This window comes from Streptomyces sp. a15 (assembly GCF_059026085.1).
On the sequence record NZ_JBWLKM010000001.1, the window covers coordinates 445,334 to 463,009 of the forward strand.

Below are 17,676 nucleotides of genomic sequence, written 5' to 3' on the forward strand. Positions count from 1 at the left end.
ACCCCGGCTCTGTGCGACGGCCGATGACCAGTCGGCTCACTCATTACTGCGTCACGGCGGCCGAAAACGTCACACTCACCGCGGAAGAATTTCGACGGAGCTCGCGCGACCCATGAAACCGCAGGTCAGTGACGTCTTTTGTGATCAGAGCGCGCTGTACGTCGGGCTGGGCGTCGATCCGTTCGAGGGCGTCGCCCGCTCCGGCTCCGGGGACGCGGTGGCCGACGGCGTGGCCAGGCCGCCGTTCGTGTGGTGGCCGTTGCCGCCGGTGCCGTTGTCGCCGCCGGTGTGGCCCTCGCCCGCGTTCCGGCCGTCCCCGTCGCCGCGGTCGCCCTTGACTTCGTTGTCTTCCTGGCCGTCCTGCACGCCCTGTCCGCCCTTGCCGCCCTTGTCGTCGCTGTGGGCGTCCTCCTCGGAGGAACCGGAGGCGAGCACGCCGGCGCAGTACTTCCACACCTTCGCGGAGCCGCCGGCCGCGCCCTCCAGGGCGCGCTTGCGCTCGGAGTTCAGCTCCTCGCCGTCGCGCACGGCACGGCAGGCCGAGACGGCCCCGCTCCACTCGCCGCCGGAGCGGCCTTCCTGGCCGTCGGCGCCGTTGCCGGTGCCGGTGTGCGGGCCGTCGTCCGGTGTGGCCGAGCCGCCGCGTGCGGTGTCGCGGGAGGAGCCCTGCCCGGTGTCGCCGGTGGCGCCGTCGGGGGTGGGCTCGCTCTCCGGGCCCTTCGGCGAGGGCGTCACCAGCGGGCGGTCCGGGGTCACCGCAGCCGAGACGGAGGCGGCGGGTTCCGGTTCGGAGTCGCCGAACGGCAGCGCTCCGGTTCCGGCCGCGTACGCGACCCCGCCGGCCATGCCGACGGCCAGCGCGGCGGCCAGCCCGAGGCGCACGGGGCGGGTGCGGCGGCGGCGCGGGGCGTCCGGGTCCGGGCCGCCGATGCGGACCAGGCCGGCGTCGGAGGAACGGGGCCGGGAGCGGCGGTCCCGGGAGGCTCGCGTACCGCTGCCGTCAACAGCCCGGTCGCCGACCCAGTCGTCCACGCGGTCCGTGCGCGCCTTGCGGAAAGCGGCCAACGCGGCCGCCTCACCAGGGAGTTCGGCACCGGCAGGCGAGCCGACGGAGAGTGCGCCGAGGGTCTTGGCGAGCCGTTCGGCCTGGTCGCGGTCGGCCGCGTCGACAGCATCGAGGGACTCCCCGCTCAGCAGACGCTCCGCCGTTTCGCGGTCCAGCCACCTATAGTGCTCGTCGGCCATCACATGTCCTTCTGCGTCCGCGCACGTGTATCCGTCACACTCGCGGACGTCACCGCCCGTCCGCGCGGTTCTCGCGGGGGCGGCAGGGCGTCGAGGCCGCCCGCCGATTCCGGATCGCCGTCGATGAGTTCGGCGAGCCGTTTCAGACCGCGGTGCGCGGCCGTCCGTACGGCACCCGGCCGCTTGCCGAGCGTCTCGGCGGCGGTCTTGGCGTCCAGGCCCACGACCACCCGCAGCACGACCGCCTCGGCCTGGTCCTGCGGCAGCCGGGCGATGAGGGAGAGGGTGCTGTCGGTGGCCAGCAACTCCATGGCCTCGCCCGCGGTGTCGGAGTCGGCGGGTCTGCCGGTCAGCTCGGTCTCGTCGCCGCCGATCGCGGGGCGGCGGCCGCGCATGCGTATGTGGTCCAGCGCGCGGTTCCTGGCTATCCGGGCGGCCCAGCCGCGGAAGCGGTCCGCGTCGCCGCTGAACCGGTCCAGGTCACGGGCTATCTGCAGCCACGCCTCGGACGCCACGTCCTCGGCGTCGGGATCGCCGACCAGTGTCCGTACGTACCCGAGCAGCCGCGGGTGCACCGTGCGGTACACAGTCCGGAACGCGGTCTCGTCCCCGTCCTGCGCGGCAAGCACGGCGGCCGTCAGCTCCGCGTCGTCCCCCAGCACAGTGTTCCTCAGTCGATGGTCGCGGCTTCGAGCCGCCGATGGTTGCGGTGGTCCTGCACCTTCCGCGCCCGGCGCGAAAGGCACGTTACGACCTGAAACCGCTGCCCGTCCATGTCCGTACAAGGTGCAACTACCTCGGACGGGGCGAGTGACACCGGGGGTGTGACACAAAACGCACCGATGGCGCTGTAGGAAGTACGGGCCGCCGCGCGGCCCGTGCCGCGCGACGGCCGGGGCCTCTCCTGTGGGGGGTGGCGGCCCCGGCCGTTGCCGTGGCTGCTGCTTCTTCCCCGCCGTGGCGGGCCGTTGCCATGTCGGCTAGTTCTTTCCCTTGGCCTTGTCGGCCTTTTCCTGATTGTTATCGGCATTGCTGTCGGCATTGGTGTCGGCCTGACCGTTGCCGGCGTTGTCACCGGCCGATCCGGAATCCGCGCCGCCCTTGGCGGACTTGCTCGGTTTGACCGTCTTGACCGGATTGCCAGGGTTGGCCGGCTTGTTTTCGGCCGTCGCCCGCGCCAGCTGCTCGGCGCAGTAGGCACGCACCTTCGCCTCACCGCCCGCGGCCGCCACCAGCCGCTGCCACGCCGTCGAGTCGAGTGCCTTGCCGCGGCCCTGGACCTGCTCGTACGCACGGCAGTGGGCCTCGGTGTCCTGCGCGGTGCCCGGCCGGTCCGTGGGACCGGACCCCGGCGCGGCGGTCGGACCGCCCGGCCGGGCCTCGTCGCTCGCGGAGGCGGTGGCACGGCCGCGGTCGTCCCCAACGTCGCCCGAGGAGGAGTCCCCCGACGAGCCGATCGCGGCATACGCGACACCGCCCAGCGCGAGGCTGGCGAGGAACACGGACAGCGTGGTCCGCAGCGAACGCGCCGCACTCCGCTGCTCCCGGGGCCGCCAGTCGTCCCGGCGCCGGGTGCGCGCCCGGTGCGCACCCGCGTCCCGGGCGACCCGGAAGGCGGCCACGGCCCGCTGCTCGGCGTCGGCGTCGACCGCGCCGGCTCGCATGGCGGCGGCGAGCAGGGTCTCCAACGCGGCGGGGTCGGCCGCAGGGCCGCCCGGAAGCCGATCCTCAGGGCGTACGCGTCGGCGGTCGGGGCCCCCGATGCCGTTCTGCCGCTCACCCATACCGTGTCCGTTCCCGTCGTCCGGTCCGGCCGGACCGTCCCGTCGGATCGGGCCGTCCGGCGTCCAGTTGTCACCGTCGCCCGTCATGTCGACTCCCCCAGCGTCCGGGGACCGTCATCCGTCACACCTTTGTCCGTGCTCTCGCCGCCCAGCTGGCGGGCCAGCCGCTTCAGCCCCCGGTAGGCGGCGGTGCGCACCGCGCCCGGGCGCTTGCCGAGGACGCGGGCGGCCGCGGGGCCGTCGAGGCCGACGACGACCCGCAGCAGTACGGCCTCGGCCTGGTCGCGCGGCAGCCCGCGGACCAGCGCCAGGGCGTACTCCGTGGAGATGGCCTCCAGCGCCTGGTCGTGGGTGCTGTGCGGACCGGGCAGATCCAGTACGTCCTGTTCGAGCGCCGACGGCCGGGGCCGTACCTTCTGGCGGCGCAGATGGTCCAGGGCCCGGTGCCGGGCGATGGTCGCGCTCCAGCCGCGGAACCCGGCCCCGTCGCCCTTGAACCGGCCAAGGTCCCGGGAGATCTCCAGCCAGGCGTCGGACGCCACGTCCTCGGCGTCGTCGCCGACGAGACCGCGCACATACCCGAGCAGGCCGGGCTGCACCAGCCGGTAGGCGACCGCGAAGGCGGCCTCGTCACCCTGCTGGGCCCGCGCGACGGCCGCGCCCAGTTCCCCGTCGTACGCCTGCACCCGGCGGGGTTCCCCTCCTTGGCCCAAGAACCGTCCTCGTCCGTACCCGGTCGGCGGCGGATCCGCACGAAGCCGATCCCGCCGCCCTTGTCCTTGCCCCCCACGGTGATCAGCGCCGGGCCGCACCGAAGTGTCACAGCCGCCCGTCCGCCCCACGGTCCTCACCGTCCGCCCCACGGTCCTCAGCGGCCCGGGTGGTGTGGGCATCTCACGCCACGACCCTCCGTGACCGGCCGTGCAGTGTGAGGTAGAAGGTCCGCAGCGACTCCTCGGGACCGCCGGTGTCGAAACGGTTGCGGACCCTGCCGAGCGGGTTCCAGACCCGCCCGTCCGGCATGCGTACGCCGACCGGCTGGGCGAAGTACCCGCGCTGGTCGGCGTCGAGGTCCACCCACACCGCCCCCGCGCGGCGGACGAGCACCTCACCGACGTACGCCCCGAGCCCGAGCAGCGTCTCGCGCGCCCGCTCCCGGTCGGCGCCGCCCTTGCGCAGTCCGTCGATCAGGAAGTCGACGACGCGCAGGCTGGCCACGGAGTAGTCGAGCGGCAGGCGGTTGCGTGCGGTGACGCGGGCGACGAAGGCCGTCGCGTGCCGCCTCATCTCCCGTGCGCACGGCCCGGGTTCGTCTCTCTTGTCCATTCGCTTGTCCATGTCGGCCCCCTTCGGTCGGTCGGTCTCGGGAGCTCCCGCCTCCGGCCACTCCCCCCGCTTGACCAAGCGGATACCGCCTCACAAACATCACTGGCCACTTCCGTCTCAGCTGTTCGGTGACGTCCGGCGGGATCTGTGCGCTGTCTAAGTGCGACCTGTGTGACAGGTGCCTTTTTTATGTCCATTTGTGTAGGGGTGGGGTAGTTGAGTCCTCGCAAGACCCATGCGTACAGGCCGTTGAGTCTGCGGCGAAGAGCCTGGCTGACGGTCGGAGCCGTCGTCCTGAGCGGTGCGGGCGTCGTCACGTACGCGATGGCCGATCAGCCCGCGCGGTCCGACGCCAAGGGCCAGGGGCGTGCACCGGCCGTCCATACCCTGAAGCTCAGGAACGAGGGCGGAGGCCGCAAGGGGCTCGCCAAGCAGGAGACGAACCGTTTCAGCGCGGTCCTGGTGACCTGGGACGACCCGGAAGCCGGCGCCAAGGGCACGCCCGAGGTGCGCACCCGGGACCTGGAGACCGGCAAGTGGTCCGGCTGGCAGAAGCTGACGGCCGAGCCGAGCCAGGCGGACGGCGCGGAGGGCGAGCGGGCGGCCCTGCGCGGCGGCACGGAATCGATGTGGACCGGTGACGCCGACGGCATCGAGGTGCGCGTCGTGACGGCGGACGGCACGGAGGCGGGCGGGCAGCCGGCCGGCATGGACGTGCGGCTGCTGGATCCGGGGACCGATCCGAAGCGGACCGCGGCGTCCGGCCTGGAGCCGGCCGCGTTCGCGGCGGAGACCACCACGCCGACGCCCACCGACTCGGTGACCGTTACGCCCACCGACTCCGCCTCCGCCTCTCCGTCTGCGTCGGCCTCGGCCTCGGCGTCTGCGTCTGCGTCGACTTCGGCTTCCCCGTCGGTGACGGCCTCCCCGACCCCCACCCCCACCGTTCCGGCCCCCCGCCCCTCGACCGTCGTCAAACCGCCGGTCATCACCCAGGCCCAGTGGGGCGCCTCGACGGACTACGACGGCACTCCGGGCTACGGCACCGAGATCAAGGCCGCCGTCATCCACCACACCGGCGTGGACAGCGACAACACCCTGTCCTGCGCGAAGTCCGCCTCCCGGCTGCGGTCCATCCAGCAGGACCACTTCGCCCGCGGCTACTTCGACATCGGCTACAACTTCGTCGTCGACAGGTGCGGCCAGATCTTCGAGGGCCGCAGCGGCGGCATGGACCTGCCGGTGATCGGCGCGCACGACGCCGGCTTCAACACCAACACGCTCGGCATCTCCTACATCGGCAACTTCGAGTCGGCGAAGCCCAGCAAGGCCGCCCTCGACGCGATCGCCCGGGTCGTCGCCTGGAAGTTCGGGATGTACGGCATCGACCCGACCGGCAAGGTGACGCTGACGTCCGGCGCAGAGAAGGACTACAGCGGCAACAAGATCCCGCTGGGCCAGCAGGTCACGCTGCCGCGCGTCTTCGGCCACCGGGACACCAACGCCACGGCCTGCCCCGGCGCCAACCTCTACCCGAAGCTCTCCCGCATCGCCACGCTCGCCAAGACCCCGGGCATCTCGCACGCCCTGGCCACCTCCGACTACAACCGGGACGGCGTCACCGACCTGGTCGCGGGCGTCCCCCGGGCGGACGCGGTGAAGGTGATCCCCGGCGGCGTCGACGGCCCGGTCCCCGCCGCGAAGGTCGCGCTCTCCCAGAACAGCCCCGGTGTCCCCGGTGCCACCGAGACGGGTGACGGCTTCGGAACCTCCACCGCCTGGGGCGACGTCAACGGCGACGGCTACGCCGACCTCGCCATCGGCTCCCCCGGCGAGGACGACACCCTCGGCACGGACCGCGGCTCGGTCGCCGTCATGTACGGCCCGGCCCTCAACACCGGCTTCTCGTACAGCACTTCAGGGATCACGGCGACCGGCGCCAAGCTCGGCTCGGCCGTCACCGTCGGCGACTTCAACGGCGACGGCAAGGCGGACGTCTTCGCGGCCGGCAGCGGCAAGGGCGGCAACTGGAACGTCCGGCTGGGCAGCGGCAAGTACCAGTACGGCGCGCTCACCTCCGCCACCGGCTCGGTCGCCTACCTGGACGCCGCGACCGGCGACTTCAACCGGGACGGCTACGCGGACGTCGCCCTCAACTACCGCGACACCGGCGGCATCGGCCGCGTGGTCCGCTTCGCGGGCTCGGCGACCGGCCTGACCAAGGCCGGGGTGATCTCCGTCAGGGGCGGCCGCTCCATCGCCGCGGGCGACGTCAACGGCAACGGCTACGACGACATCGTCATCGGCCAGCCCGTGGCGTCCGAGTCGGGCGGCATCTCGGGCGGCCAGATCACCATGGTCCCGGGCACGTCGACGGGCTTCACGACGACCGGCATGACGACGATCCACCAGGACACGACGGGCGTCCCCGGCGGCAACGAGTCCGGCGACACCTTCGGCGCCTCGGTCTCGGTCGGCGACTACAACGCCGACGGTTACGCGGACGCCCTCGCCGGCGCCCCCGGCGAGGACCTCTCCCGCGACGGCGTGAACCGTGCCGACGCGGGCAACGCGATCCTCGTCAAGGGCAGCGCCTCCGGCCTCACCGGTTCCGGCTCGGTCGGCGTCTCCCAGGACACGTCCGTCATCCCGGGCGCCACGGAGACCGGCGACCGCCTCGGCTCGTCCGTGACCCTCGCGGACCTGACCGGCTACGGCCGCGCGGACCTGACGTTCGGCGCGGACGGCGAGGACGGCACCGACGGCATCCTCCTGCACCTGCCGAGCAACAGCACGGGCCTCGGCTACGCCGACTCCGTCATCTACAGCAAGACCACACTGGGCACACCGACCGACGGCCGTCTGGGCCAGACCCTGACGCCGTAGCCGCCGGTTCGAGACAAGTGACCGTCCGGCCGCCGCGTCCCGGCCGGACGGTCACTTCCCTGCCGTCACTTCCCTGCCGTCGCGTCCCGGCACAGCAACCGCAGCGACCCGTCCCCGGCGAAGCACCGCCGCGCCTCGTCCATCGGGTCCCACAGCCGGTTGTCGGGGGTGCGGATCCAGTGGTCGCCGCCCGAGGCCCACCACTCGGCACCGGTCTGACGGACGACCACCTCACCGGCATAGGCCCCGAGTCCGCGCAGCACGGTCTCCACGGCGGCGTACGGCGCCCCGTCCCGCCGTATCTCCTCGATCATCCGGTCGACGCTCCACAGACTCTGCGCCGAGTAGTCGAGCCGCAGCCGCGCCCCCTCGCGCAGGGTGGCCACCACGTCCGCCGCCCACCGCACGGGCTTGGTCGCGGCGGAGGGCCTGGTCTCCTGATTGGTCGTCACAGTCGTCACATCGGGAAAAGCGTGGTCGGGCGGTGTTTCGTCACGCGGATCAGGAGTGTTTCCGCAACCGGTGCAGGACCCTCGCACGGCGGCCCCACCGCCGCCCCACGACAGTCACAGGACTCTCTCAGGAATGAGGTTTGCCCGGCAGTGACAGCAGGAGTGACAATCCGCCGCTGCCGCGCGCTCCTCTCTCTGATGAACACGTACTTCCATTTCCGCGCGGTGCCGCCCCCGGCCCTGCGCAACAGCGCGACCTGGTTCCAACGACTGTTCGACGACGACTGGGACTCCGTGCGGGAGCGGATCGGCCGACACCGGGAGGAGGTGCTGGACAAGCGGTACCTCGACCACGAGTTCCTCTACTCCGGCATCCCCCCGAACCACGCGCCGGACGGCCCTCCCTGCCAAGTGGTCCTGGGCGGCCGTCCGGTGTGCCACCCCGACGCGGCCCAGCCACCGTTCCTGCTGCTCACCGCGGCCCACACGGCCCGGGTCGCCGCATACCTCACGTCGGCCGACTTCGACGACCTGTGGCAGGGCACACGCGAGAAACTCCTGCAGCCGTACGCCGAGCCGGACGCGGAGCCCGAAGTGCGGGCCGCCTTCGCCGCGACCCACCGGGACCTGACCGCGTTCTACAAGCAGACGGCCCTGTACGGGGACGCGGTGGTCAAGTGGCTGATGCGCTGAGCGGCGTCAACGCCGCTTCCGGGACCGCCGCGACACCACCGCGCGCAGCACGCGCCGCCCCTCGGTCGACACCTCCAGCGCCCGCCGTACGCCGCCCGCGCCGTGTTCGGCGAGCAGTTCCAGGACGGTGATCTGGCGGCGCAGTTCGGCGGCGACGAGGGGCGACATGCCCTCCGTACGGCCCTTGCGGGGAGCGTCGACCGAGGACGCCAGGTCGGCGGAGGGGTCGAGGAGGCGGTGGATGCGCAGGGCGGCGACGGAGCAGCCGTCGGCCCACACCCGCACCTCGGCGGCGGACCGTTCGGCCGGGGCGGCCTCGAGCATCCGGCGGGCCAGCAGCGCGGCCTCGTCCCCGCCGGACTCCGCGGGGCCGGCGCCGGCGAGCTTGTCGCGCACCTGGGCGATACGCACGCCCCAGTCGCCGACGTCACCGCCGTCACCGCCGTCACCGCCGTCACCGCCGTCACCGCCGTCTGCGAGGTCGGCCCACAGCGGCCGCAGCACCTCGTCGTCCCCGCCCAGCAGGGGCAGACACCGATCCAAACAAGCCAGCCCACTGGCCGCCAGTCCGCGTTCGTCGGCCTGAGCGAGCAGTTCCACCAGGCTCATTCCACGCTCCCTCGCCAGGCGGCCATCCCTAACGGAGCCCGCACTTCCCCTTACTGCGCGCGACGGCCCGGGAGTGTCACAGGGGCACCACGCCAAGCCGGTCGAGCAGCCGGAAGAACAGGTTTTCGGCCAACAGGCCCGACGCGGGGTCGGAGTCGGCGGTCAGCACGTCGACCACCGGCTCGGCGGCGACCTCGTGCCCCGCCTCCAGCGCCCACGCGACGGCCCGCTCGGCGGCGTCCCGGGGCTCCAGGAAGTAGTCCTCCAGGGTCAGCCCCTCCCGGTCGGCGCCGAGATACGTGGCCATGGCAGCCCGGCCCAGACAGCTCGTCCACGCCCCGCTCTCGGGCCCCGCCGCCTCCACGACCACGGTCGCGCTGTCCATGACGTACCCGAAGAGCGCGGGCGCGCCGGTCTCCACGGCGAGCCCGTTCATGCTCCCGACGTCGCCGTCACCGCTCGGGTACTCCCACACCTGCCACCCGCCCGGCGCCGACGCCCGTAACGACAGGCCCTTGACGCCGGACAACGCCTCCAGTTCCGCGAGCGGCCGCTCCCCGCGGCCGACGACGAAATACCCCCAGTAACCCATTCCGGTTCCCCCCGGCTGCTCTCCGTACGGCTCCGCCCGAATACACCACATTCGTACGGCCGTTCGCAGCCGGACGGGACAATCCGCCCCGATCCGGGTTCAGCCGAGCCGGTCCGCGAGCGCCTTGAACTGCGACCACGACAGCTCCGGCTTCCCCGGGTCCCACAGCTTCTGGACCATCGCCCTGAGCGGCATCCGGATCCCGGCCGCGACCTGCGCCTGGGTCTGCGAGTTCGGCAGGTCGCCCCACACCGCGAAGGCCCCGCCGAGGATCTGGTCGTCGTACTTCGCCGGAACCGGCTGCGTGCCGCGCACGACGAGCGGCGTCCACTGCTCGTAGATCCGCTGCCCGGTCGGATAGACGAAGGTCAGCGGCTCCCCGAGGACGTAGTACAGAAACTCGTCGTTGTAGTTGATCAGCTTCCGCCCCTCGCTCAGATACGCGGTCGGCAGCCGCGCCCCGATCTCCTTGCCCGTCCAGTACGCGACCTGGATGTCCGCGTCCGCCTTGACGGACGTACCGGCGAAGAACCCGTCGTTCCAGGCGCGGGGGGTCTTGTCGTGGGCGCGGACCGTGTCGGCGCGGTCGTTGAGCCAGCCGGTGGTGAGGTCCTCGACGCCCGCGCCGGAGCCGTACGCCTCGCGGGCGGCGGAGGCGAGCTGCGGATAGGACGCCTCGGGGTCGGACACCACCAGCGCCTGGTACTCGTCGCCGCCGAGGTGCCACTGGTCGCCGGGGAAGAGATCGGCGTACTCGTTCAGCAGGTCGTCGACGATCTCGGCGGAGTCCGGATCGGAGATGTCCACCGCCCCGCGCGTGGCCACGCCCTGCGTGTTGCGCAGCTGGAGGTCCGGGTGGGCGGCGATCACGGCGCCCAGATGCCCCGGCGAGTCGATCTCGGGCACCACGGTGATGTGCCGGCTCGCCGCGAGCGCGACGATCTCCCTGACCTGCGCCTTCGTCAGATGCTCCTGGGACACGACCTCCGGGTGGGAGTCGGACTCGATCCGGAACCCCTGGTCGTCGGAGAAGTGCAGCCCCAGCTGGTTGATCTTCAGATCGCCCAGCTCCCGGACCCGGTCCTCGATCCAGTCCGCGGTGAAGTGCTTGCGCGCGATGTCCAGCTGGAACCCGCGCACCGGCTTGGCCGGCTCGTCCCGCACGACGCCCTCCGGCGCCGTACCGCCGCCGTGCACCTCCTGCTTGAGCGTGCGCGTGCCGTAGAACACCCCCGCGTCCGCGGACCCGCTGATGGTCACCCGCCCACCGCGCACGGTCATCGTGTACGACTCCGGATCCGCGCCCTCGTCGTCATTGAGCGCCAGCCGTACGTCCCCGGCCCGCACGTCGCCCTGCTGCCCCGCGTACGTCAGCCCCAGCTCACCGGCGAGCAGCCGCCCCTCGTCGGCGAGGTCCCCGTCGCTGACCACGACCCGCTCGCCCTTGCCCGGCGTCCAGCCGGGCCCGCGCGCGGGGGTGTGGGCGCGGACGGCGGGAATGGTGCGGGGCGGCTGCGACAGCGGGTAGGAGCGGGTGGGGGAAGGACTCGGGGTCTTCGAGGCGGTGGGGGACGGCTGCTGCTGTGCCGACCCCACGGGCTCACCGCCGTCGCCGTCGTCGCCGGTGGCCAGCAGGCCGAGGCCCACCCCGGCCGCGACCGTCACGACCACCACCGCGACGATCAGCACCCACGTCTGCTTCAACGCGTTCTTCACCGGTGTCCTGCGACTGTGCTGACTCCGCCTGTGCTGACTCACAGCGCCAACGCTAGGCCCTGGGGTGACCCGATCGCGTCCACCACACGTTCTGAAACTCTCCCGTTCGGATGAAATGCGGGCATCGGTCGGACACGCGATGTCCGCCCTCGATAGCGTGGCGCCACATATCTCACATCATCCTCTGCCGAAACCCACGTGACGCCCCCACACCTTCCTGGCCGAGTGGCCATACCCTCGCTGCCCGAACAGACCCGGGACACGCCCGGCACGCCTGCCCCGCTGGAGCACTTCAACACCGCCCCCGCCGACGAGATCCGCCACACTCTCCTCACCTGCCTCCACAGCCTCCGCTGGGCCACCCGCGTCGCCACCCACCGCCCCTACCCGAACCCGGACTCCCTCCTCGCCGCATCCGACGAGGCGGCGTACGACCTGACACCGGGCGACCTGGCCGAGGCGCTGGCAGCCGAGACGCTGCCGGTACTGCCGGACGGCGCGTACGGGGCGGCACACATGGCGCTGGGGGCGGCGCAGGCGGCGTACGAGGCCCGGTTCGGACACCGGTTCGTCATCTGCCTGGACGGCCTGGCCCCCGAGGAGGCCGTCGACCACGTACTGGCGGCCATCCGGTCACGATTGACAAACGATCCCGAAGAGGAACGAGTCGTGACGGCGGAGGAACTCCGGCGCCTCGCAAGGGGCCGATTGACCGAGACGCTCAGGGGCGCGGGGAACTGCGCGACCAGCCACAACGGCACCGCACCCGGCACATAACAGGACGCTCCACCCCATAACCCGCAAACGCTAACCCATACGCGTGCCACTTTGATCACACCCTCACACCCCGGCTCAGCCCAGCGGCAGCGCATCGCTACGATGCTGGGGGCCGGTGGACCGTACCCGGCCGGGCCCGTCCGACACAGAAGCCGGCGCGGCCCCAATCCCCGCTCCCGGAGGGTTCTTCCGTGCCGGCTGGAACGCTGTACCGCGGCCGGGAAGGAATGTGGTCCTGGGTGGCTCATCGAGTCACCGGCGTCCTCATCTTCTTCTTCCTGTTCGTTCATGTGCTGGACACTGCGCTCGTCCGTGTCTCCCCCGAGGACTACGACAACGTCGTAGCCACCTACAAGACGCCGCTCGTGGCCGTGTTGGAGTACGGCCTCGTCGCCGCCATCCTCTTCCACGCGCTCAACGGCCTGCGTGTCATCGCCGTCGACTTCTGGTCGAAGGGCCCGCGCTACCAGAAGCAGATGCTCTGGACCGTCGTGGGCGTGTGGGTCGTGCTGATGATCGGGGCGATCTACCCCGTCCTCGGCCACGCCTACCGTGAACTGTTCGGGAGCTGACGCGCATATGTCCACCACCGAAACCGCCGCGTCCGGTATCGGCCCTGTCGAGGGCGAGTCCCTCTACAGCGTCGACAACCCGGCCCCCCTCATCGAGGCCCCGCGCCAGCGCACGAGGAAGACCCCGAAGTCCACGCGGGGCAACTTCGAGATGGCCGCGTGGCTGTTCATGCGGCTGTCGGGCATCGTCCTGGTCGTCCTGGTCATCGGCCACCTGCTGATCCAGCTGGTGCTGGACGGCGGCGTCTCCAAGATCGGCTTCGCCTTCGTGGCGGGCCGCTGGGCGTCCCCGTTCTGGCAGGTCTGGGACCTGCTGATGCTGTGGCTGGCGATGCTGCACGGCGCCAACGGCCTGCGCACGGTCATCAACGACTACGCGGAGCGCGCGAACACCCGCCTGTGGCTGAAGGGCCTGCTCTACACCGCCACGGTGTTCACCATCCTGCTGGGCACGCTGGTGATCTTCACCTTCGACCCGAACATCCGCTAGGCACGGGGCTGAGGTAATCCACCCATGAAGATCCACAAGTACGACACCGTCATCGTCGGCGCCGGCGGCGCCGGTATGCGCGCCGCCATCGAGTCGACGAAGCGCAGCCGCACCGCCGTGCTGACCAAGCTCTACCCCACCCGCTCCCACACCGGCGCCGCGCAGGGCGGCATGGCCGCCGCGCTGGCCAACGTGGAGGAGGACAACTGGGAGTGGCACACCTTCGACACGGTCAAGGGCGGTGACTACCTGGTCGACCAGGACGCCGCCGAGATCCTGGCGAAGGAGGCCATCGACTCGGTCCTCGACCTGGAGAAGATGGGCCTGCCGTTCAACCGCACCCCGAACGGCACCATCGACCAGCGCCGCTTCGGCGGTCACAGCCGGAACCACGGTGAGGCCCCGGTCCGCCGCTCCTGCTACGCGGCCGACCGCACCGGCCACATGATCCTCCAGACGCTGTACCAGAACTGCGTCAAGGAGGGCGTGGAGTTCTTCAACGAGTTCTACGTCCTGGACCAGCTGATCACCGAGGTCGACGGCGTCAAGCGCTCGGCCGGTGTTGTCGCCTACGAACTGGCGACCGGCGAGATCCACGTCTTCCAGGCGAAGGCCGTGATCTACGCGTCCGGCGGCTGCGGCAAGTTCTTCAAGGTGACGTCGAACGCGCACACGCTGACGGGTGACGGCCAGGCGGCCGTCTACCGCCGTGGGCTGCCGCTGGAGGACATGGAGTTCTTCCAGTTCCACCCGACCGGCATCTGGCGCATGGGCATCCTGCTGACGGAGGGCGCCCGTGGTGAGGGCGGCATCCTCCGCAACAAGGACGGCGAGCGCTTCATGGAGAAGTACGCGCCGGTGATGAAGGACCTGGCGTCGCGAGACGTCGTGTCCCGCTCCATCTACACGGAGATCCGGGAAGGCCGCGGCTGCGGCCCGGAAGGCGACCACGTCTACCTGGACCTCACGCACCTCCCGCCGGAGCAGCTGGACGCCAAGCTGCCCGACATCACGGAGTTCGCCCGCACCTACCTGGGCATCGAGCCGTACACGGACCCGATCCCGATCCAGCCCACCGCGCACTACGCGATGGGCGGCATCCCGACGAACGTCGAGGGCGAGGTCCTCGCGGACAACACGACGGTCGTCCCGGGCCTGTACGCGGCCGGCGAGGTCGCCTGCGTCTCCGTCCACGGGGCGAACCGCCTCGGCACCAACTCGCTGCTCGACATCAACGTCTTCGGCAAGCGGGCGGGCATCGCGGCGGCTGACTACTCGCAGAAGGCGGACTACGTCGAGCTGCCCGAGAACCCGGCCGAGCTCGTGGTCGCGCAGGTCGAGCGCCTGCGCAGCGCCACCGGCACCGAGCGGGTCTCGGTCCTGCGCCGCGAGCTGCAGGAGACCATGGACGCGAACGTCATGGTGTTCCGCACCGAGCAGACCATCAAGACGGCCGTGGAGAAGATCGCGGAGCTCCGCGAGCGCTACCTGAACGTCTCGATCCAGGACAAGGGCAAGCGGTTCAACACGGACCTGCTGGAGGCCGTCGAACTCGGCAACCTCCTGGACCTGGCCGAGGTCATGGCCGTGTCCGCCCTGGCGCGCAAGGAGTCCCGCGGCGGTCACTACCGCGAGGACTACCCCAACCGCGACGACGTCAACTTCATGCGCCACACCATGGCGTACCGCGAGGTGGGCGACGACGGCACCGAGTCCATCCGTCTCGACTACAAGCCGGTCGTCCAGACCCGCTACCAGCCGATGGAGCGTAAGTACTGATGGCAACCCCGACCCTGGACAAGGCGGACGCGGCCGGCACGCCCGAGCCCGGCTTCGCCGACTCCCCGTACATCACGGCGACCTTCCGCATCCGTCGCTTCAACTCCGAGGTCTCGGCCGAGGCGACCTGGGAAGACTTCCAGGTGGAGATCGACCCGAAGGAGCGTGTCCTCGACGCCCTCCACAAGATCAAGTGGGAGCTGGACGGCACTCTGACCTTCCGCCGCTCCTGCGCGCACGGCATCTGCGGCTCCGACGCCATGCGGATCAACGGCAAGAACCGCCTCGCCTGCAAGACCCTGATCAAGGACCTCAACCCCGAGAAGCCGATCACGGTGGAGGCCATCAAGGGCCTGACGGTACTGAAGGACCTGGTCGTGGACATGGACCCGTTCTTCCAGGCGTACCGCGACGTGATGCCCTTCCTCATCACGAAGGAGACGAACGAGCCCACGCGCGAGCGTCTCCAGACGGCCGAGGACCGCGAACGCTTCGACGACACGACGAAGTGCATCCTGTGCGCGGCCTGCACCAGCTCGTGCCCGGTCTTCTGGAACGACGGCCAGTACTTCGGCCCGGCCGCCATCGTCAACGCCCACCGCTTCATCTTCGACTCGCGCGACGACGCGGCGGAGCAGCGACTGGAGATCCTGAACGACCGCGACGGCGTCTGGCGCTGCCGCACCACGTTCAACTGCACGGACGCCTGCCCGCGCGGCATCGAGGTCACGAAGGCGATCCAGGAAGTGAAGAGGGCGCTTATTACGCGTCGCTACTGATCTTTTTCGCATTTGCATGAGGGCTCTGTTTCCGTATCTCTGGAAACAGAGCCCTCATGCATTTCTGGCGCAATTTCGCCCTCTACTGAATAAGTGATTCCGTCTGTCACACTCCGGGCACAAAGCCCAACGGGTGGGGGGCGGTTCATGGAACACAGGAAAGAACCGAGCACATGGCCGCGTGTTCCGTATCCGCTCGGATACGCGGAAGCGTCGGTCTCGACGCAGACGGTGGCCGCGCCACTGCTCACCGCGGCGTCGCTGTCCCTGCTCGGCGTGGTGCTCGTGGACGGCAACGATTTCCGGTGGCCCGGGGCGACGCTGCTCCTCGTGGTCACGGCCTCCATCTCGTTGATCGCGAGCATCCAGCTCGGTGCGGACGCCCGCCGGTTCCTGTACAACAGGCAGACGCTCGAGGCCTGGTACACCCCGGAGGAACTGGACCGGGGGCCCAGAGCGCAAGTCCAACAAGAAGCGCACTTCATCGTGTGGAAAGTGCGCAATCAGCGTGCGGTGATCGCCTTCAACAGCGGAACGATGCTGCTGGTCTTCGCCGTTTCGTCGGCACTGATTCCTTCCGGCGATGATCACGCCGTGTGGCACTGGATTGCCACGGGCCTGGCGTTGGCGGCAGCTCTCGTCGAGGCCTGGTGGATGTTCCACCTCCACCGGGAGTTCAGGCAGAAGGACAAACCCAAGTCGCTGGACGGAGGCACGAACTGATGCTTTACGACGTGACGCTGCCGGGTGAGGCACCTGTGACGCATCTGTGTCCCGGCTGCGAGCGGCCCTTTGGAGGCTCCTTCCGGCGCAAGCAGATCGACGATTGGAGCGCGGCCGTCGAGCAGGGGGAGGCCACGGCGCGGGCATACCTCGAGCGATCCGGAGCCCTGGCGTTGGCCCATGCGGCCGTGTGCGACTTCAAGGGTCTGCCGCTCGCCGTCCTCGCCCTCTGCCCGCGCGAAGAACTCGTGGCGCACTACTACAAGACTCGAGCGGTCCTCGGCGACAGCTAGGGCGCTGCGGAGTCGCCTCTCTCCGGCCGGGCCCTCACCCCTGGGTGATCGTAGGTACGGTCCTGGTGCCGGAGCCCGGCGAACAGATCCGATACCTCGGAGAACACCTCCTCCTCGCTCGTCCGGTCACGGGGCAGCGGATAGTGCAGTGCGTCGAGCAGATCGAAGCGATGCAGGTCGTACACCACATGCATCAGCCCCGAGTACGCCTGCGCCGCTGTCACCGCCCCCTTGTACGCGACCGCCGCCAGCAGCACACCGGCACCGCACAGCCACCAGGCGGACGGCTCGTCGTACAGGGCGGTGACACCCGTGAGCGTGAGGGCGAGGAAGGACCAGCAGAGGTTGACGGCTGTGTCGAGGGCGTCGCGGGTGGAGCGGAGCACCTCGGCCATGCGGTCGGAGACCTGGAGGTATATGCGTGGCCAGGAGGTCAGCGTGGTGAGGCCGTAGCGTTCTCCGGCGCTCAACTCTCCGGCGCGCAGGGCGTTGCCCAGAGCCGTCGGCAGCAGGACCTCGGCCGGCGGCCGGGCGGCCAGGCGGCGGCGTGCGTCGGCCTGTACGCGTAGGCCGCTGTCCCCGGCCGCCGACCGCTGAGTCCGCCGACGCAACGCCTGCCAGCGTCTGTGCTGGACCCGTGCCAGCATCCCGGCCAGCCCGGCCGTCAGCGACCAGCGGTCCCAGTAGCCCTCCAGAACACGCACCGCACGCACCTGGAACGGCTGCAGCAGCAGACCGAGCAGGGACGCACAGACGGTGATCGTCGCGATGACGCCGACCGCCGTGCCAGGCCGCTGCGGCCATACGGCGTTCCAGTCGCTGCGCCCGGAGAAACTCCCCGCCCGCACCAGCGCGAGCACCCCGGCGACGAACAGCGCGCACGGCGCGAACTGCACCGACAGCACCCGTCGCACGAAGCCCGTCCTCCCCAAACGCCCCTCAGCGCTCTTCAGTATGGGG

19 protein-coding genes are annotated in these 17,676 nt (G+C 70.8%); 9 read left to right on the forward strand and 10 right to left on the reverse strand.

The features are described from left to right. Positions 1-144 precede the first annotated feature (144 nt). The 5 genes from AC5P09_RS02065 to AC5P09_RS02085 all read right to left on the reverse strand — a co-directional run bounded on the left by AC5P09_RS02065 (position 145) and on the right by AC5P09_RS02085 (position 4,367). Entirely contained in the window at positions 145-1,245 is a 1,101-nt protein-coding gene (locus tag AC5P09_RS02065; protein ID WP_493872130.1) for a hypothetical protein, read from the reverse strand. Beyond that, on the reverse strand, positions 1,245-1,907 hold the full coding sequence (locus AC5P09_RS02070) for an RNA polymerase sigma factor (RefSeq protein WP_307676917.1): 663 nt from the start codon (positions 1,905-1,907) through the stop codon (positions 1,245-1,247). Before AC5P09_RS02070 ends, AC5P09_RS02065 begins: the two co-directional genes overlap by 1 nt. Positions 1,908-2,225: 318 nt before the next feature. Then, complete coding sequence (locus tag AC5P09_RS02075; RefSeq protein ID WP_493872131.1) at positions 2,226-3,116, reverse strand: hypothetical protein; 891 nt, start codon at positions 3,114-3,116, stop codon at positions 2,226-2,228. Beyond that, a complete protein-coding gene (locus AC5P09_RS02080; RefSeq protein ID WP_493872132.1) occupies positions 3,113-3,742 on the reverse strand; it encodes an RNA polymerase sigma factor in 630 nt (209 codons plus the stop codon). Before AC5P09_RS02080 ends, AC5P09_RS02075 begins: the two co-directional genes overlap by 4 nt. 181 nt (positions 3,743-3,923) lie before the next feature. Then, positions 3,924-4,367 carry a hypothetical protein gene (locus AC5P09_RS02085; protein ID WP_493872133.1) on the reverse strand — a complete coding sequence of 148 codons (444 nt, stop codon included), beginning with the start codon at positions 4,365-4,367 and terminating at the stop codon, positions 3,924-3,926. 204 nt (positions 4,368-4,571) lie between these two features. On the opposite strand from AC5P09_RS02085, the gene AC5P09_RS02090 reads away from it, so the two are divergent. Next, complete coding sequence (locus AC5P09_RS02090; protein WP_493872134.1) at positions 4,572-7,241, forward strand: FG-GAP-like repeat-containing protein; 2,670 nt, start codon at positions 4,572-4,574, stop codon at positions 7,239-7,241. A 65-nt stretch (positions 7,242-7,306) separates the two neighbouring features. Here AC5P09_RS02090 and AC5P09_RS02095 read toward each other — a convergent pair whose 3' ends face one another. Next, positions 7,307-7,693, reverse strand: a complete 387-nt coding sequence (locus AC5P09_RS02095; RefSeq protein WP_266434664.1) for a hypothetical protein — start codon at positions 7,691-7,693, stop codon at positions 7,307-7,309. A gap of 198 nt (positions 7,694-7,891) precedes the next feature. On the opposite strand from AC5P09_RS02095, the gene AC5P09_RS02100 reads away from it, so the two are divergent. Further along, the gene (locus AC5P09_RS02100; RefSeq protein WP_493872135.1) at positions 7,892-8,386 is read left to right on the forward strand and encodes a DUF1877 family protein; all 495 of its coding nucleotides are present in this window, start codon (positions 7,892-7,894) and stop codon (positions 8,384-8,386) included. Positions 8,387-8,392: 6 nt separating this feature from the next. On the opposite strand, the gene AC5P09_RS02105 is transcribed toward AC5P09_RS02100, so the two are convergent. The 3 genes from AC5P09_RS02105 to AC5P09_RS02115 all read right to left on the reverse strand — a co-directional run bounded on the left by AC5P09_RS02105 (position 8,393) and on the right by AC5P09_RS02115 (position 11,303). Next, positions 8,393-8,995, reverse strand: a complete 603-nt coding sequence (locus tag AC5P09_RS02105; RefSeq protein WP_493872136.1) for a hypothetical protein — start codon at positions 8,993-8,995, stop codon at positions 8,393-8,395. Positions 8,996-9,071: 76 nt separating this feature from the next. Then, positions 9,072-9,587 carry a hypothetical protein gene (locus AC5P09_RS02110; protein ID WP_493872137.1) on the reverse strand — a complete coding sequence of 172 codons (516 nt, stop codon included), beginning with the start codon at positions 9,585-9,587 and terminating at the stop codon, positions 9,072-9,074. A gap of 99 nt (positions 9,588-9,686) precedes the next feature. Further along, positions 9,687-11,303, reverse strand: coding sequence for a beta-N-acetylhexosaminidase (locus AC5P09_RS02115; protein WP_493872138.1), 1,617 nt, complete (start codon positions 11,301-11,303; stop codon positions 9,687-9,689). 198 nt (positions 11,304-11,501) lie between these two features. Here AC5P09_RS02115 and AC5P09_RS02120 point away from each other — a divergent pair, with 198 nt between their 5' ends. The 7 genes from AC5P09_RS02120 to AC5P09_RS02150 all read left to right on the forward strand — a co-directional run bounded on the left by AC5P09_RS02120 (position 11,502) and on the right by AC5P09_RS02150 (position 16,716). Further along, positions 11,502-12,080 (forward strand): 2-oxo-4-hydroxy-4-carboxy-5-ureidoimidazoline decarboxylase, encoded by a 579-nt coding sequence (locus AC5P09_RS02120; protein WP_493872139.1) that lies wholly within the window; start codon positions 11,502-11,504, stop codon positions 12,078-12,080. Between the two features lie 191 nt (positions 12,081-12,271). Continuing rightward, a complete protein-coding gene (gene sdhC / locus AC5P09_RS02125; protein ID WP_266434677.1) occupies positions 12,272-12,652 on the forward strand; it encodes a succinate dehydrogenase, cytochrome b556 subunit in 381 nt (126 codons plus the stop codon). A 7-nt stretch (positions 12,653-12,659) separates the two neighbouring features. Continuing rightward, the gene (locus AC5P09_RS02130; protein WP_266434679.1) at positions 12,660-13,142 is read left to right on the forward strand and encodes a succinate dehydrogenase hydrophobic membrane anchor subunit; all 483 of its coding nucleotides are present in this window, start codon (positions 12,660-12,662) and stop codon (positions 13,140-13,142) included. Between the two features lie 24 nt (positions 13,143-13,166). Next, entirely contained in the window at positions 13,167-14,921 is a 1,755-nt protein-coding gene (sdhA, locus tag AC5P09_RS02135) for a succinate dehydrogenase flavoprotein subunit (RefSeq protein WP_493872140.1), read from the forward strand. Further along, positions 14,921-15,700, forward strand: coding sequence for a succinate dehydrogenase iron-sulfur subunit (locus tag AC5P09_RS02140; protein WP_266434683.1), 780 nt, complete (start codon positions 14,921-14,923; stop codon positions 15,698-15,700). The genes sdhA and AC5P09_RS02140 overlap by 1 nt, the downstream gene beginning before the upstream one ends. Positions 15,701-15,931: 231 nt before the next feature. Further along, positions 15,932-16,423 (forward strand): hypothetical protein, encoded by a 492-nt coding sequence (locus tag AC5P09_RS02145; protein WP_493872141.1) that lies wholly within the window; start codon positions 15,932-15,934, stop codon positions 16,421-16,423. Next, entirely contained in the window at positions 16,423-16,716 is a 294-nt protein-coding gene (locus AC5P09_RS02150) for a hypothetical protein (RefSeq protein ID WP_493872142.1), read from the forward strand. The genes AC5P09_RS02145 and AC5P09_RS02150 overlap by 1 nt, the downstream gene beginning before the upstream one ends. On the opposite strand, the gene AC5P09_RS02155 is transcribed toward AC5P09_RS02150, so the two are convergent. Continuing rightward, complete coding sequence (locus AC5P09_RS02155) at positions 16,713-17,630, reverse strand: hypothetical protein (RefSeq protein ID WP_493872143.1); 918 nt, start codon at positions 17,628-17,630, stop codon at positions 16,713-16,715. The two genes, AC5P09_RS02150 and AC5P09_RS02155, sit on opposite strands and share 4 nt — an antisense overlap. Positions 17,631-17,676 lie beyond the last annotated feature (46 nt).

Excerpts from the sequence above, each read along its gene's own strand:
- sdhA (WP_493872140.1), top strand. The coding sequence starts at position 13,167 with ATGAAGATCCACAAGTACGACACCGTCATCGTCGGCGCCGGCGGCGCC.
- AC5P09_RS02130 (WP_266434679.1), top strand. The coding sequence starts at position 12,660 with ATGTCCACCACCGAAACCGCCGCGTCCGGTATCGGCCCTGTCGAGGGC.
- AC5P09_RS02140 (WP_266434683.1), top strand. The coding sequence starts at position 14,921 with ATGGCAACCCCGACCCTGGACAAGGCGGACGCGGCCGGCACGCCCGAG.
- AC5P09_RS02110 (WP_493872137.1), bottom strand. The coding sequence starts at position 9,587 with ATGGGTTACTGGGGGTATTTCGTCGTCGGCCGCGGGGAGCGGCCGCTC.
- AC5P09_RS02085 (WP_493872133.1), bottom strand. The coding sequence starts at position 4,367 with ATGGACAAGCGAATGGACAAGAGAGACGAACCCGGGCCGTGCGCACGG.
- AC5P09_RS02065 (WP_493872130.1), bottom strand. The coding sequence starts at position 1,245 with ATGGCCGACGAGCACTATAGGTGGCTGGACCGCGAAACGGCGGAGCGT.
- AC5P09_RS02075 (WP_493872131.1), bottom strand. The coding sequence starts at position 3,116 with ATGACGGGCGACGGTGACAACTGGACGCCGGACGGCCCGATCCGACGG.
- AC5P09_RS02100 (WP_493872135.1), top strand. The coding sequence starts at position 7,892 with ATGAACACGTACTTCCATTTCCGCGCGGTGCCGCCCCCGGCCCTGCGC.
- AC5P09_RS02105 (WP_493872136.1), bottom strand. The coding sequence starts at position 8,995 with ATGAGCCTGGTGGAACTGCTCGCTCAGGCCGACGAACGCGGACTGGCG.
- AC5P09_RS02150 (WP_493872142.1), top strand. The coding sequence starts at position 16,423 with ATGCTTTACGACGTGACGCTGCCGGGTGAGGCACCTGTGACGCATCTG.